Source organism: Sphingomonas trueperi, assembly GCF_040545665.1.
Taxonomy (GTDB): Bacteria; Pseudomonadota; Alphaproteobacteria; order Sphingomonadales; family Sphingomonadaceae; genus Sphingomonas; species Sphingomonas trueperi_B.
In genome coordinates this window covers 235,042-248,890 of the sequence record NZ_JBEPMH010000001.1, presented here as the reverse complement: position 1 = coordinate 248,890, position 13,849 = coordinate 235,042, and the positions used below count along the sequence as shown (strand labels likewise).

General features: G+C 63.5%; 12 protein-coding genes. 5 read left to right on the top strand and 7 right to left on the bottom strand.

Features of this window, described 5'->3' with window-relative positions; translation table 11 throughout:
• Positions 1–140: 140 nt before the first annotated feature.
• The gene (locus tag ABIC65_RS01070) at positions 141–413 is read right to left on the bottom strand and encodes an integrase arm-type DNA-binding domain-containing protein (protein ID WP_354307751.1); all 273 of its coding nucleotides are present in this window, start codon (positions 411–413) and stop codon (positions 141–143) included.
• 99 nt (positions 414–512) lie between these two features.
• Here ABIC65_RS01070 and ABIC65_RS01065 point away from each other — a divergent pair, with 99 nt between their 5' ends.
• A complete protein-coding gene (locus ABIC65_RS01065) occupies positions 513–662 on the top strand; it encodes a helix-turn-helix transcriptional regulator (RefSeq protein ID WP_354307750.1) in 150 nt (49 codons plus the stop codon).
• A 447-nt stretch (positions 663–1,109) separates the two neighbouring features.
• Here ABIC65_RS01065 and ABIC65_RS01060 read toward each other — a convergent pair whose 3' ends face one another.
• The 4 genes from ABIC65_RS01060 to ABIC65_RS01045 all read right to left on the bottom strand — a co-directional run bounded on the left by ABIC65_RS01060 (position 1,110) and on the right by ABIC65_RS01045 (position 6,146).
• Entirely contained in the window at positions 1,110–2,093 is a 984-nt protein-coding gene (locus ABIC65_RS01060; protein ID WP_354306359.1) for a DUF6607 family protein, read from the bottom strand.
• Positions 2,094–2,110: 17 nt separating this feature from the next.
• Positions 2,111–4,249 (bottom strand): TonB-dependent hemoglobin/transferrin/lactoferrin family receptor, encoded by a 2,139-nt coding sequence (locus tag ABIC65_RS01055; RefSeq protein ID WP_354306358.1) that lies wholly within the window; start codon positions 4,247–4,249, stop codon positions 2,111–2,113.
• Between the two features lie 461 nt (positions 4,250–4,710).
• Positions 4,711–5,454, bottom strand: coding sequence for a siderophore-interacting protein (locus ABIC65_RS01050; RefSeq protein ID WP_354307749.1), 744 nt, complete (start codon positions 5,452–5,454; stop codon positions 4,711–4,713).
• Positions 5,454–6,146, bottom strand: coding sequence for an O-methyltransferase (locus ABIC65_RS01045; protein ID WP_354306357.1), 693 nt, complete (start codon positions 6,144–6,146; stop codon positions 5,454–5,456). Before ABIC65_RS01045 ends, ABIC65_RS01050 begins: the two co-directional genes overlap by 1 nt.
• 145 nt (positions 6,147–6,291) lie before the next feature.
• Between ABIC65_RS01045 and ABIC65_RS01040 the strand changes: the two genes are divergently transcribed.
• Positions 6,292–7,095 carry an AraC family transcriptional regulator gene (locus ABIC65_RS01040; RefSeq protein WP_354306356.1) on the top strand — a complete coding sequence of 268 codons (804 nt, stop codon included), beginning with the start codon at positions 6,292–6,294 and terminating at the stop codon, positions 7,093–7,095.
• Positions 7,096–7,296: 201 nt separating this feature from the next.
• On the opposite strand, the gene ABIC65_RS01035 is transcribed toward ABIC65_RS01040, so the two are convergent.
• Complete coding sequence (locus tag ABIC65_RS01035) at positions 7,297–7,734, bottom strand: acetyltransferase (RefSeq protein WP_354306355.1); 438 nt, start codon at positions 7,732–7,734, stop codon at positions 7,297–7,299.
• 351 nt (positions 7,735–8,085) lie between these two features.
• On the opposite strand from ABIC65_RS01035, the gene ABIC65_RS01030 reads away from it, so the two are divergent.
• Positions 8,086–8,859 (top strand): alpha/beta fold hydrolase, encoded by a 774-nt coding sequence (locus ABIC65_RS01030; protein WP_354306354.1) that lies wholly within the window; start codon positions 8,086–8,088, stop codon positions 8,857–8,859.
• 106 nt (positions 8,860–8,965) lie between these two features.
• Here ABIC65_RS01030 and ABIC65_RS01025 read toward each other — a convergent pair whose 3' ends face one another.
• The gene (locus ABIC65_RS01025; RefSeq protein ID WP_354306353.1) at positions 8,966–9,262 is read right to left on the bottom strand and encodes a hypothetical protein; all 297 of its coding nucleotides are present in this window, start codon (positions 9,260–9,262) and stop codon (positions 8,966–8,968) included.
• Between the two features lie 99 nt (positions 9,263–9,361).
• On the opposite strand from ABIC65_RS01025, the gene ABIC65_RS01020 reads away from it, so the two are divergent.
• Both ABIC65_RS01020 and ABIC65_RS01015 read left to right on the top strand, forming a co-directional pair.
• Positions 9,362–10,143, top strand: a protein-coding gene (locus ABIC65_RS01020) for an IS5 family transposase (RefSeq protein WP_354306352.1) whose coding sequence is annotated in 2 segments (ribosomal slippage) — positions 9,362–9,686 and positions 9,686–10,143 — 783 coding nt in all. Because the reading frame shifts where the segments join, the coding sequence is not laid out codon by codon here.
• A gap of 361 nt (positions 10,144–10,504) precedes the next feature.
• Positions 10,505–13,531: a PAS domain-containing protein gene (locus tag ABIC65_RS01015; protein WP_354306351.1), complete on the top strand. Its 3,027-nt coding sequence runs from the start codon at positions 10,505–10,507 to the stop codon at positions 13,529–13,531.
• The last annotated feature ends 318 nt before the right edge of the window (positions 13,532–13,849 follow it).

The following is a 13,849-nucleotide window of genomic DNA, read 5'->3' as shown; positions in this document are numbered from 1 at the left end:
GGTGGCGTCGCCTCGCCGCCTCGTACGTGACTGCGGGCGATCGCACCTTGGAGATCGGTTCCGACAATCAGACAAATGCTGTAACCATCGGGTGCGCTCCAATTGGAGATCGCCGCCGATGGAGTCGCAACTCGCACGCTTCAACAATGGTAAACCGGGGCAAGCGCGATCCCGATTATCGGACGCAACCCAACACGCGCACCTTCTATCCTATGCGCCTCAGCCACTGTCATCCCCGCGGCTCGGCGTTCCCGTAGCTTCTGTGCAGGATCGATGCCGCGTTCGGTGCATTCATTCAGCGCCGCTGCCCACGCTCGCGCATCCGCAATGCTATACGTCGGAAAAGGTCCCAACGTGGCTTTGCGAGCCTCCCGTGAGGCGCCACCCGACACAAGGCAACGATATTTCCAGATCCTGCCCGGCTAACCTCACGTAGTGTGAATCCCGACAAACAGACCCGCTGTTTGCGGGTCCGGTAAGCGACCGGTCATAAGTGCTTCGAACGCACCGGCCTGACCCGCTCCACCCTCTATCGGAGGATGGAAGCCGGCACCTTCCCCCAGAACATCCGGATCAGCACCCGCTGCATGGGCTGGCGGGAATCCGCATTAACCGATTGGCTTGATAGTCCTGCGACATATGAGACCGCCTACCCTAGATGAGGATAATGGCTTTCCTCCGTTCTTGGGCTTGCGCTCGGCCCAGCAGTTCCGGAAACCGACTTCATTGATGTAGCGCGCCGGTCTGCGCCAGGGCTGAGTGTGGGACGAAGCCGCCATAGCCAGCTCGACCGATTGAAAGCGCTGAATGCCTAAGCTTGGGACATTACGGCCGTGACCAAACGGCATGTTGAACGGCAGCTGCTCTGAGAAGCCGACGTTCAGCGGCTACGTGATCGCGTAGCAGATGACAGCAGGTGCACCTGGCTCATTTTACCACTTTCCACATTGATAGGCGTCGAGGCAAACTGAACTCACCCTGTCCCTTCGCACGCACGAGCACGCGGTATGGCGCGCCTCGATTTTCCGCTGCGCCGCAAGGTGCGGCACATAGCCATGCAGTTCGCGCGCGGGCCGGTGGCCTTCGAACTCCCCGGCCCGCGCGCAGGATCAGGCGGCCCTGGTCGCCTGATCCATAAGCGTCTTCGCCAGGGCGATCGCGTCGGCTTCCTTCCTCTTGCCGGCCAGCACCTCTTCGGCGATCTCGAGCAGCCGGCTGGCGATCACCGTCCCCGCCTGCACCGCCTCGGTGATGCGGATGCCGCCCTTTGCGTTGGCGATGCGTTCCCATTCCGCGCGGATCGCGGCCCAATAGCCTTTGGTCGCCGCCCAATAGGCGTCCGCCGCCTTGACGTCATAGCTGTCAAAGCGGGTGTAGCTGTTCAGCACATATTCCTGGACGACCGGCTGCAGCTTGCCGTCGATCACGCCCATCTTGGTGTTGTCCTGCCAGTGGATCCACCCGGTCGGCGTCGGTTGGTGGCGGTTGATGCCGAGATAGCGGTCATAGACCGGCCCGCGCACCGCATCGCGCCGGGCGAGCGGACGCCAGGTCCAGCCGGAATGCCAACGCCGTACCCCGGCTTCGGTGGTCCATTGGCCCCAGCTACCATAGCGCGGGCTGTCGTCGACTTGGTACACGGTCTGCGACCAGCGGCCGCGCCGCATCGCCTCGGGCACCGCTTCCCATTTCCATTCGTTCGGGCCGGCGTACACAAGCACACGGGCGGGTTCATAGTCCCAGTCCTGCCGCCAGTGCTTGATCACCATGGTCTTGCCGCCCTGCTCGACCACCAGCAGATGCTGGAGTACGATATGGCGGCCGGTGTCCTCGATCACCCGCACCACTTCGTTGCCGCCGGAGATCGACCGGTCGATCGGGGTGTAGTCGGCGCGCCAGGCGGTCGATTCCTGCATATCGAAGCGGACCTTGAAGGTGCCCGCCATGGTGAGGATGTCGCGCCGGTCGGCTTCAAACGACGCCTGTTCCTCGGCGGCGGTGCGGGGCTTGACCGGACCGTCCGCCTGGGCAGGCAGCGCCGGAACCATGGCGGCAAGGCTCAGGGCCAGCAGGCCGAAACGTCGAAACTTCATGATGTGCCCTCCGATGGTCAGAAGCGGTAGCTGATCGAGACGCTGCCGTTGCGCCTCGGCTGGGTATAGGCGTCGGTGGTCGTCGAGCTGGCGGCGAGGCCGCGCACGTCGTTCCACCAGGCATATTTCTTGTCGAGCAGGTTGAAGATGCCGGCACGCAACGTGAGCCCCGGGGTCAGCCGCACAAAGGCGGTCGCGTCGACGATGGTGAAGGCATCCGGCCGGTAGCAGGCGGCGGTGCACACGCCGGTGGTTGCGCTCGCTTCCTTGCGGGTGCTGTGCGTCACGATCAGCTGACCGCCGAACGCTCCGTCCGGCGCGCGATAGCCCAACCCGCCGACGATTTTCGCGGGATCCACCGTCGAGAGCGACGCCTTGGCGCCATTCCGGATCACGTCGCCATCGGCATAGGCGAAGGCGAGGTTCGCAGTGAAGCCGCGGCCGAGCTGCGCATCCACCCGGCCCTCGATGCCGTTCACCCGCGCCTCGTCGAGGTTGATGAACTGATAGACCGCCGGGTTGGCGGGCGTGAAGGCGCCGCCCACCACTTCCTGCGAGATGAAGTTGTCGTAGTCCGCATGGAAGCCGGTCAGCTGCACGCGCACGCCGCCGCCGCCGAAGCGGATGCCGCCTTCGACGCTGCGGCTCGTCTCGGGCTTCAGATTGGGGTTGGGTTCCGAACGATAGCCGAAGGCGAGGTTCTGGAAGAACTGGTTGACCTGGCTCGGCTCGGGCGCCTTGAAGCCCTGCGCATAATTGGCGAACAGGCTCACGTCCGGGCTCAGCGCCAGCGTCGCGCCGATCTTGGGCGAGACGCGCGAGCCGCTCTGGCTCGCCGAGTTGAACGCCGGCAGCGCCGCATCCTTCTTCGGATCGAGCGCATAATGGTCGAAGCGCAGCGCCGGGAACAAGGTGACCGGGCCGAGGCTGATCTCGTCCGAGACGAACAGGCCGGCCAGCGTGAAATCGGTGATCGGGAAGGCGCGGGTGGGATAGGTCTCGCCCGCCGGCGGCACGGTGCCGTCGCGGATGCCCTCCTGGCGGGTACGGCTGGCGTCGGCGCCGACGATCAGGCGGTGGCGCAGCGCACCCGTCTCATAGCCGAACACGATCTCGCCAGACCCGCCGAACACGCGATTGTCGAAGGTGTTCAGCCGGGTGCGGTCGGCGAGCGTGACACGGTCCTCGGCGGAGAACTGGCGGTCCTCGGCCTGCTGCCAGTAAAGGCTGAGTCGCGTGCGCTGGATCGCGCCCTGCCCGGCCCAGGTCCAGTCGAACGCCGCGCGCTTGCGCTTGGTGCTGTCGTTGGCGATGGTCCCGGCGACGCTGGCGCTGACGCTGGTCAGCACGTTGCTGTCCATCCGGTTGTCGAGATATTCGCCGGTCAGCCGCAGCTTGTGGCCGGTGCCGGGTTCGTAGACGATCCGGCCGAGCACCGCGTTCGACTCACCGTCCTGCGGGTTGGCCTTGGTGCGTGCCGCCCCGCTGCCGCCGACGCTGCCCTGGTTCTCCAGTTCGGAAAAGTCGCGGCGGGTATAGGCGACCATTGCTGACCAGGCGCCGCTGCGCCCGGCAAGGATGCCGGTCTCGCTCCATTCCTGGTCGGACGACTGGTAGCCGGCCCGCACCAGCCCGCCCACCGACTTGCCGCCGGCCAGGAAATCGCTGGGGTCTGCGGTGGTGAAGCTGATCGCGCCCGCCAGGCCGTCGCTGCCATAGAGCGCCGAGGCCGGGCCGCGCAGGATCTCCACCGATTTGACCAGCCCAAGATCGACATAGTCGCCGCGCCCCACGCTCTGCGCACCGAAGGTGAAGCCGTCGGGCACGCGCACGCCGTCCACCTGGATCAGCACGCGGTTACCGCCGATGCCGCGCACGACAAAGCCCTCATTGCCCGCACGGCCGGTGGTGCCCGATGCCGCGCCGAAGCGGGCGGGCTGGCGCGGCACGCTCACGCCGGGTTCGAACCGCACCAGATCCTTGACGTCGTTGACCAGCTGGTCGGCCATCTTCTCGTCGGTAACGACGGTGACGGTCGCGGGCACCTTTTGCGTGTCGGTGGCGAGGCGCGTCGCGGTGACGGTGATGGTGGCAAGATCAGGCTTGCCGTCCTGCCCTGCGGCGACGGCGGTCTGCTGCGCCTGCGCGAACGCCATTGCGGAAGATAGGTAGGCGAATAGGCTCGCCGCCCCGGTCAGGCGGGCGATTGGATGGATCACGAAGGCTCCCCTTGCTTGCTACTGCGACTGAGTCGCACTTGCTATAGCCGTAAATTGAAGGGTGTCAAACGACGCCGTAACGATTAGAGAGTCGGGCGAAGTAGGCGCCCAAAGTCACCAAGCAGCCCGTGTCGGGAAGGCTTGCTGGCAGCTGGCTCCACGAGCTTCGCCGGAGTTCGTGCTAACAACCAGTTTGGCAAAGCTGGCGTTCGCAGCACTACCCGTGAACGGCCTGAGTTGGCCGACTGTCGCCGGTTGTCTGCATGGGGAGAAGTGGGGCCTTGCCGTTCCGAGTCGAGATGCCGGCGATTGCCCGACCCGCGATCGAGAGGATCGAAATCGGGCCGGGAGCGGTCGGGCAGGTTCAGGCGAGGCAAGCGGCATTGTACCGTGCCAGGTTAGTCCAAGCCAGTCTTGCCCGGCGCCCAATAGGCTTTGGTGACGACGCGTGCGGCGGATTTGGATTGCAGCCGCAGGTTTTGGCGAAGCGCTTGAATCGTCCCAGCGTTTCCGGTCAGCACGGAAGACGCGCCAGTGGCGGCTGCTTCGGATACCGCCGCTTGCATCGCCGTAATATGAGCATCGTCGGCTCCCTTCGCGAAAAACGCGATATCCTGCAGGCCAAGGTGTCCCGCGGCGCGCCGGGCGGCCTCTAGATCTGAGACTTCGAGACAGGCCGATACGCGGCGTGCTGGGTCTTGATGGCTTGCCGCATAAACAAGGCCCATCGAGGTCTCGTCGCCCGTGATGAAAAGCGGATACTGGAGGCGAGACAGGTCCAACGATGGGCGCGGACCAAAAATGTCGCATTGATCACCCGGCGCAACGCTGCGGACCCAGGTACTTCCCGGCCCGTCGCCATGCGCATAGCCCAATATGCATGTTCGCCCGGCCGACGCGTTCCATTCGATCGGCGTGTAGGTTCGCGTCGCGAAGGCTGAACCCATTGCGACTTGCACTTTCCGTCCTGGGATCCACGCGACATCAGCGAGCGCGGGCCCCTCCAGTGTGATAAGATGGAATCGATCGGCCAATTGATCGTTGGCCACGATAGTTGCGGGCTTCATCCACAGCCGCATCAACGCCTTGCTCAGCCGTCCCGGCCCCTTGATGGGGCGCTCCGTTGATCCAGCGGCGAGCATCACGAAACCTTCACGGTGAATGCATTGCCGCGGCCTGCATCCGGCAGGGCGAAAGAAACATACCCGTTAGCAGGATCGCTTACATAAGACTGATAGCCAGGCTCGAAGGCGTTCTCGCCGAGGATCACAGCGCCGGGCTTAAGCCATGGCTCGACCAGCTTGAGCACCTGCAGGTAAAGCGAGAAGGCCCCGTCGACCAGCAAAAGGTCGATCACGCCGCCGAGGTCCTTCAACGTCTCGAGCGCATCGCCGGCACGGATTTCAACGAGATCTGCCAGCCCCGCCGCGTCGAGATTGGCCCGCGCCCGCGTCACCTTGGCCGGCTCCATCTCGCTGCCGATGAGCTGCCCGCCGCCATTGTCGCGCAGCGCGGCGGCGAGATAGATCGTCGAAATTCCCATCGACGTACCGAACTCGACGACCCTGGTCGCCCCGCGGGCGCGTGCGATCGCATAGAGGAAACGCCCATAATACGGCGAGACCGCGAGGAAATTGTCAGCGCGGTCGCGATAAGCTGCGCGATAGTCGGCGCGCTCATCCGCGAGCAAATCCGCAACCAGGCCCTCGATCGATGCGCCCGGCGCCACAATTTTGGCCTGCATCTCCGCAACATGTGCTCGATCGCTCGTCTCAGCTTCGCGGTGCAGCGCCGTCAGAAGGTCCGAGACGCGGGGGCTGGTCAGGGTATTCATGATGGGTCCTCGCGATGCCGCGAGCCGGATCGGCTCGGCGGAATGGCAACCCGGATAGACGCGCGCCGTACTGGCGTCATTACGAAGGACAGACAAGATGTTATCCGATCTCGCCAGCCGAACTTATTTTGCGTAGGGCGTAAGGATGCCGATCCTCAGCGACTTGCAGGACTTCGAATGGATCGAACCGGACGACGTTCCGCGTCCGATCGTGGCCTTCGGTGCACAGATGTCCGACGCGGACGGCTTCGAGCTTGAACCCCATTGCCACAAGAAAGGGCAGATGCTGCTCGTCCAGCGCGGCGCGCTCAGCTGTGAGGTCGAAGGCGGGCTGTGGATCGTGCCGCCGCGCAGCGCGATCTGGATCCCCGGTGGCGCGTTGCACGCAATCAGGGCAAGTGGCGCGCTCGAAGGCTATAATGCGTTCGTCGGTGCCGCCATGGCCGGAAAGTTGCCGAAGGTCTGCTGCGCGGTTTCGGTGACGCCGCTGCTGCGCGAGCTTCTGGCCCGCGCTGCGCATCTGCCGTATTTCTATGAAGAGGATGGCGCCAACGCGCGGCTGGTGGCGGTGCTGCTCGACGAGCTTGCGGCGGCCCAAGTCGAGAATCTGCATCTCCCGATGCCCAGCGATCCGCGCCTGCGCAAGGTCGTCGACGAGATGATGGCGTCGCCCGCGGATCGGGGCAGCCTGAAGGTCTGGGCGCAGCGCGCCGCCATGAGCGAACGATCGCTGGAGCGGCTGATCCATCGAGAGACCGGGATGAGCTTTGGCCGCTGGCGCCAGCAGCTCGGCGTTGTGCTGGCAGTCAAGTGGCTCGCCGCGGGCGCCTCGATCCAGCAAGTGGCTGGGGACCTCGGCTATGAAAGCGTTCCCAGCTTTGTGACGATGTTCCGCAAGGCGCTGGGCACCTCGCCGAGACGGTACATGGCGGAGCGATACTCGGGCTGACGATTCCGGGATCGGATGAGGTGAGCGCTATATCCGGTTTTCAGGAAATGGCGACCTTTCTTCGAAGGCATGATAGCCAGACAGCAATGCTGCAGGACTACTGGATCGAATGGAAATGGCAGCTTTCAGTAGGAGCTGTCATTCCCACCCAGCCCACCCAGGCTGGGGAACGGCGAATTTTGGTCGAAAGCGAAGACTGAGTTAGCCTTGATAACGCAAATGGATCAGCGGGTAAGGCCGACCTTGCCCATCGAGCGGTGAGCGTCCGGTTCTCGTGAAACCCAACCGCTCGTAAAAGCCGACAGCCTGATCGTTTTGTTCGTTGACGTCGGTCGTCATCGTGGGTTGAAGCGACAATCCATGCCGCACTAGGGCTGCGCCAACGCCTTGTCCTCGGACCTCGGGATCAACGAAAAGGGCTTCCATATGCCCGCCGTCTATCAACATGAAAGCAATAGGCCGGTCGTTGAAATCAACAGCTAGCCACAACGGAGCGGCCGGCAAAAACCCGCATACCATCTCGTCGATCGCACTTCGATCCTTCGGTGAAAGGAAGTCATGCGTCGCATCGACCGCGTCGCGCCATATTTCGATAACGCGCTCGCCATCATCTGGGCTGGAATGTCGGATCACTACCATAAGGCTGCTTTTGGCACTAAGTGCTAAGGTCCGCTACAGGACATGAGCTGGGATCTCCCCGCAGCGCGACCGGCGGCACCTGTCAGATCCGGACCTTCGCACCATCACGGATGAACGGCGACACCTGGTCGACTGCTGCCGCAAGCGCGATCGACGTGTTCTGGGACATTGCTGTCACTCCTAGGCTGCTGGCCTAACGGCAGGTTTCGTCGAAAGCCGCCGAATGAGATGACCCACAAGCGGTCATCCAGCCGGGTTGACCGCTTCTCCAGAACCGGCATTCGTTCGCCGATATCCGGCGCCGTTCCCCTCGCTCGATCGTTGAGTGGCGCGAACAGGACGGAGTTTCATATGCACCAGATCACCCGTGGCAGTGGCAAGCCGCTGCTGCTCATCCACGGCTTAGGCAGTAGTTGGCATAGCTGGCAGCCGATCCTGGATGGCCTGGCAGTAGAACGAACGGTTATCGCCATCGATCTGCCGGGGCACGGTGCGACGCCGGCCGAACAGGACAGCGTTTCGTTCGAGGGTCTGGTCGGCAGCGTCGAGCGCTACCTCGTGACGAAAGACCTTGTTGGTATCGATGTCGTGGGCAGCTCAATGGGTGCCAGAATCGTCCTGGAACTCGCGCGAAGGGGCAAGGTCGGCAATGTCGTTGCACTCGATCCGGGTGGTTTCTGGCGCGGTTGGGAGCGTTCTTTCTTCCGCACCACGATCAGCCTCTCCGCACAGTTGCTGCGCGTCCTGCGATCGCGCCTGCCAGCAATCAGCCGCAGCGCCGTGGCGCGCACGGCGCTGTTGGCCCAGCTGTCCGCGAAACCCTCCGCCCTGTCGCCCGAATTTGTGTGTACTGAACTGACGGGCATAACGGACACGCCGACATTCGATGCCCTTGTCCGTGACCTTGCCCATGGCGCCGAGCAGCAAGGCCCAGCGGCCGATCCGACGCAACGCCTCATCATCGGCTGGGGCAAGCATGACCGGTTGTGCTTGGCCCGTCAGGCCGGCCGCGCGATAGCGGCATTCCCCTCCGCGACGCTGCACTGGTTCGAGCATAGCGGTCATTTTCCGATGTGGGACATGCCGCGCGAAGCCACCGCGGTAATTCTGCAGGCCACTAGGTGACAATGTCGGCTGTGTTGCATTCCACGAGAAAGGTTCAACGTCATATCAAGACCCAATCCCCAGTCACTAGACGGCGTGGACAAATCTGACAGCTAAATTCGCGCTCTCAGCGATCCTCCACAGGGACGGACTTCCATTCCTCGAAGCTTGCGTAGATTTGGGTGTCCGGCCAACGGGGATTTGCTTCTGCGCGCCGAGTAAGGTGCACTTGGGCAAACCGTCCGTCGCGCAGCAAGAATAGCACGTCGTCGCGCCGCCATCTTCGGCCGATAGCAGCAGCTTCGATGCCGTATATTATATGGGACGAGCATAGTTCACGCCGTAGCTCGTCTTCCAAGCTTTCGCGCTCGCTCATGCTGTCGATTGCCGACCAGTCGCCATCCCATTCATAAGCTTCCGTCATGCTCCGAGCTTATCCTACAATGCGTCGTTCGCAACGCATCGTGTTCACGATTGACGCCGGGCGTCCTGCTTGATTCAAGGCTGCTTTTTGGAGTTAGGCTTGAGCAGGGGCGATCTCACCGAGGCGGAATGGCGCGTTCTGAAAGGTTTGTTGCCCATCGAGCCCGCGAACCGGGGCCGAGGCAGGCCTCCCGAACAGAACCGCTCGATCATCAACGGTATACTCTGGCGACTTCGGTGCGGTGCACCGTGGCGCGACGTGCCGCCCAAATATGGCAGCTGGAACACCGTCTATCGGCTGTTCCGGCGATGGAGTGAAGCCGGGGTCTGGGAGGCTGTAGCGGTCACGCTGGCCGAGATCATGGCAGACAGCGGCCACTACAGCATCGACAGCACCACAGTCCGCGCCCACGTTTCGGCAGCGGGCGGAAAAGGGGGACTCATCGACGCGCTCTTGGCCGCTCGCGGGGCGGGTTCACCAGTAAGCTTCACTGCCTGGCTGATGCCCTCGGACGGCCTCTCGCTTTCCATCTGACGGTCGGCGAAGCGGCAGATTGCAAAGCCTATGACGCCCTGATCGGCCTGCCCGAGCGCGCACCTGACGCTTTGCTCGCCGACAAGGCCTACGACGCCGACGCAATCCGTGCCGACCTTGCCACACGGAAAATCGAGGCCGTCATTCCGGGCCGCTCAAACCGCCGCGTGAAAATCGAACATGATCGGGCGCTCTACAAGCAGCGCAACCGCATCGAGCGCATGTTCGGGCAGCTCAAAATCAACCGCGCCATCGCCACCCGCTACGATCAACTGGCCAACAGCTTCCTCGGCATGGTCCATCTCGCCACCGCGAGATACTGGCTCAAATTTGTCCACGCCGCCTAGCGGCCCAATTGGTGGCTCCTGGACGTGGAAATCTTTTCATGTTCATGAATCGCGCTCTACGGGAGCGCGGACTGCCCCACTGAACGGCGAGCAGTGGGACGAAGCGGCCGTTGGCGCGGCTATCCGCCATTGGCCGCTAATGGATTAACCAGACATTCGGGTCAGTCACCATGGACGAAGTACGAAACGACACAGCTGCGAACTGGCGATCTCTGGCCGTTGCCAATGCCCCTGGGCGGGCAACGGTGAAATTCCAGATGACGTCGCCGTGCGAAAAAAATTTGGTCACGATACCCTTTAAACCCTCGGAAAAACTTGAAGATTACATGGCGTTATAGGCCCGGCGCTGTATACTCGCAGAATGAGGTCAACCTCCCATAGCCTTGAGGAAGCGTCCGCGTCGATTAGCGCGACGACCTATGACAAGGCCGCCCGGCATGACGCTGATACCGAAATGATCTCCAAAATTCTCGACGCGAGCGAGCGGCTGGTAGCCGCGCACTCGCTCGAGGCAGTGATCGATGTCCTGCGAGATACCGCCCGCGCTGCCGTCGGAGCCGAAGGCATCGCCGTGGCGGTCAAGGTCGGGGGTCGGTGCTGCTACATCAGCGAGGACGCCGTTGCGCCGCTTTGGCAGGGGCAGAGCTTCCCGATCGAAGAATGCGTCTCCGGCTGGGCGATCCGGGAACGTCAGACCGTCGCGATACGCGACGTCCGGCTGGATGACCGGGTTCCGCAAAACGCGTACGCCCAGACCTTCGTACGAAGCCTCATCATGGTTCCGATCGGCAGGCCGGAGCCGGTTGCGGCACTCGGCGCCTACTGGTCGGTGCCACAGGATCACTCCGCAGAAACGGTCGCCCGCCTCGAAGGCCTTGCCCGGCTGGCGACGATTGCGATCGAGAATGCGCGCCTGGCGCAGGAACGAGAACGCGCTGAGGGGGACTTGCGGGATAGCGAGGAGCGACTGCGTCTCGCCGTCGAAAACGCCGATGTCGGTTTCTGGGATGTCGACGTCCTCCATGACCAGCTGATCTGGCCCCCGCGCACGAAGGCGATGTTCGGCATTTCACCAGATGTGCCGGTTACGATCGCGGACTTTTACGAGGGCGTGCACCCCGGTGACCGGGAGGCGACCCTGAATGCCTATTTCGCCGCTGCCGATCCCGAACGCCGTGCCTTGTACGACGTGGAATACCGGACGGTCGGTAAGGAGGACGGCGTTGAACGCTGGGTCGCCGCGAAGGGCCGCGGCGTGTTCGATGCGTCGGGCCGATGCATTCGCATTGCGGGAACCGTGCTGGACATCACCGCACGCAAGGTGACGGATGTTCGGCGGAGTGCGCTGGCCGATCTCACCCAAGCCATCAAGGACCTGAAATCCCCGGCGGATATCGCCGCTGCCGCATCGGAGGTACTGGGGCGAACGCTTGGCAGCTCCCGGGTGGGGTATGCGGCCATCGATCATGACGCCGAAACGCTGCACGTCGACCGTGACTGGACCGCACCCGGGGTCGACTCCCTAGCAGGGGTCCTCGCGCTGCGGGATTATGGCTCGTTCATTGACAGCCTCAAGCGCGGCGAGTTCACCGTCATCGACGACGTTCGCCTGGACGAACGCACCGCAGGCGCCGCCGACGCGCTGGAAGGCAAGCGCAGTCGAGCCTTCGTCAACGCGCCCGTCCTGGAACATGGCCGGCTGGTCACCGTGTTCTTCGTCAATCATGATGCTCCGCGCAATTGGAGCGACGGCGATCTCGCCCTGATCAACGATTTCGCCGACCGTACCCGGAATGCCGTGGAGCGGGCACGCGGCGAGTACGCGCTGCGGGAAAGCGAGCGCCGTTTGCGTGCGCTCAACGAGACGCTGGAGGCGCAGGTCGAAGCGCGTTCCGCTGAGCGCGACCGGCTTTGGAACCTGTCTCAGGACATGCTCGCGCGCGCCGACTACCGTGGCCGGATGTCCGCTGTAAGCCCCGCATGGAGCCTGGTTCTCGGCTGGAGCGAAGACGAACTGCTTTCCCGTGATTATGCGACGTTCATGCACCCGGACGACGCGCCGCCGACGCTCGAGGCGATCGGGCGCATGTCGAGCACCGGGTTGCCGACGCGCTTCGAGAACCGGATCAGCACCCGGGACGGGGAGTGGAAGTCCATCGAATGGACGGTTGCGCCCGAACCCGACGGTCTGAACTTCATCGCTGTGGGCCGAGACCTGACCCATGCCAAGACGCGGGAGGCAGACCTTGCCAATGCCCAGGAGGCGTTGCGCCAGAGCCAGAAGATGGAGGCCATGGGGAGCCTTACCGGCGGCGTCGCGCACGACTTCAACAATTTGCTGACGCCCATCATTGGCTCGCTCGACATGCTGGTCCGGAAGAACGTCGGCAGCGAGCGCGAGCGGCGGCTGATTGACGGCGCACTGCAATCCGCGGAGAGGGCCAAGACACTCGTGCAGCGCCTGCTCGCATTTGCGCGACGCCAGCCGCTGCAGCCGACCTCGGTCGACGTAGCGCGTCTGGTAAACGGATTGGTCGAGTTGCTGGGATCGACGCTGGGCCCGACGGTAGACCTGCGCTTGGACCTCGCCCTTGATCTTCCACCGGCCAAGGCGGATCCGAACCAGCTCGAGATGGCGCTGCTCAACCTCGCCGTGAACGCACGCGATGCGATGCCGGAGGGCGGTGCGCTGACGATCGAGGCGAGTCGGGAAACGCTACAAGCCGATCATTCGTCGGGCCTCACGCAGGGGCCATATGTGCGTCTTGCCGTCCGCGATTCCGGAATTGGCATGGATGCGGAGACGGTTTCTCGCGCGACCGAGCCGTTCTTCTCGACAAAGGGCGTCGGCAAGGGAACGGGACTTGGCTTGTCGATGGTACATGGCCTCGCTGCCCAACTCGGTGGAGGCCTCACCATCGAAAGCGCGGTCGGGACAGGGACAACAGTCGCGCTATGGCTGCCGCTCAGCGCCGTCGCGGAAGAAGAGGAACGACGCGGCTACGAGACCTGCCCGGTGGAGACTGGCCGCGGCGTGGCCCTCCTGGTCGACGACGAAGAACTCGTCCGCATGAGTACCGCGGACATGCTCATGGACCTCGGATACGACGTTAGGGAGGCGCGTTCGGCGGAGGAGGCGCTGTCGCTCCTCGATAGCGGACTGAAGCCGGACGTGGTCGTGACCGATCACCTGATGCCGGCCATGAGCGGTGCAGCGTTCGCCCGCCAGTTGCGGACCAGCCGACCGGAGCTGCCGGTCCTCATCGTGTCGGGCTATGCGGAAGTCGATGGCGTCGATCCCGACCTTGCCCGACTGACGAAGCCATTCCGCAACGCAGAACTCGCGGCAAGCCTCGCGACGCTCCTTCCGCACGCGAAATCGCACTAACCGCATGCGGTTCACGGGACAGGCCCGGCAAGCGGCTTGGCCTCGTGAGCGGCAGGTTCCGGCGGAAGCTGCCGCAGGAAAACACAAGGGGCGAACGACGCAAGTTGGTCGGGAGCAGCCGCAAACCGAAGCTCAGCGCGGCATAGGCACTTCGAAGGAGATGCCTAAGAGCCCCCTGAGGATTGGTGAGCTTGCCTTTAGCTCCTTCTGACGTTGGCCCCTTTCCCGCTCATCGAGACGATGGGCCGAAGAATTGGGGCCGCTTTTCACGGACCTAGACAAGAAACGCCGATGCGTTTTCCGTGATTTCAGCGACCT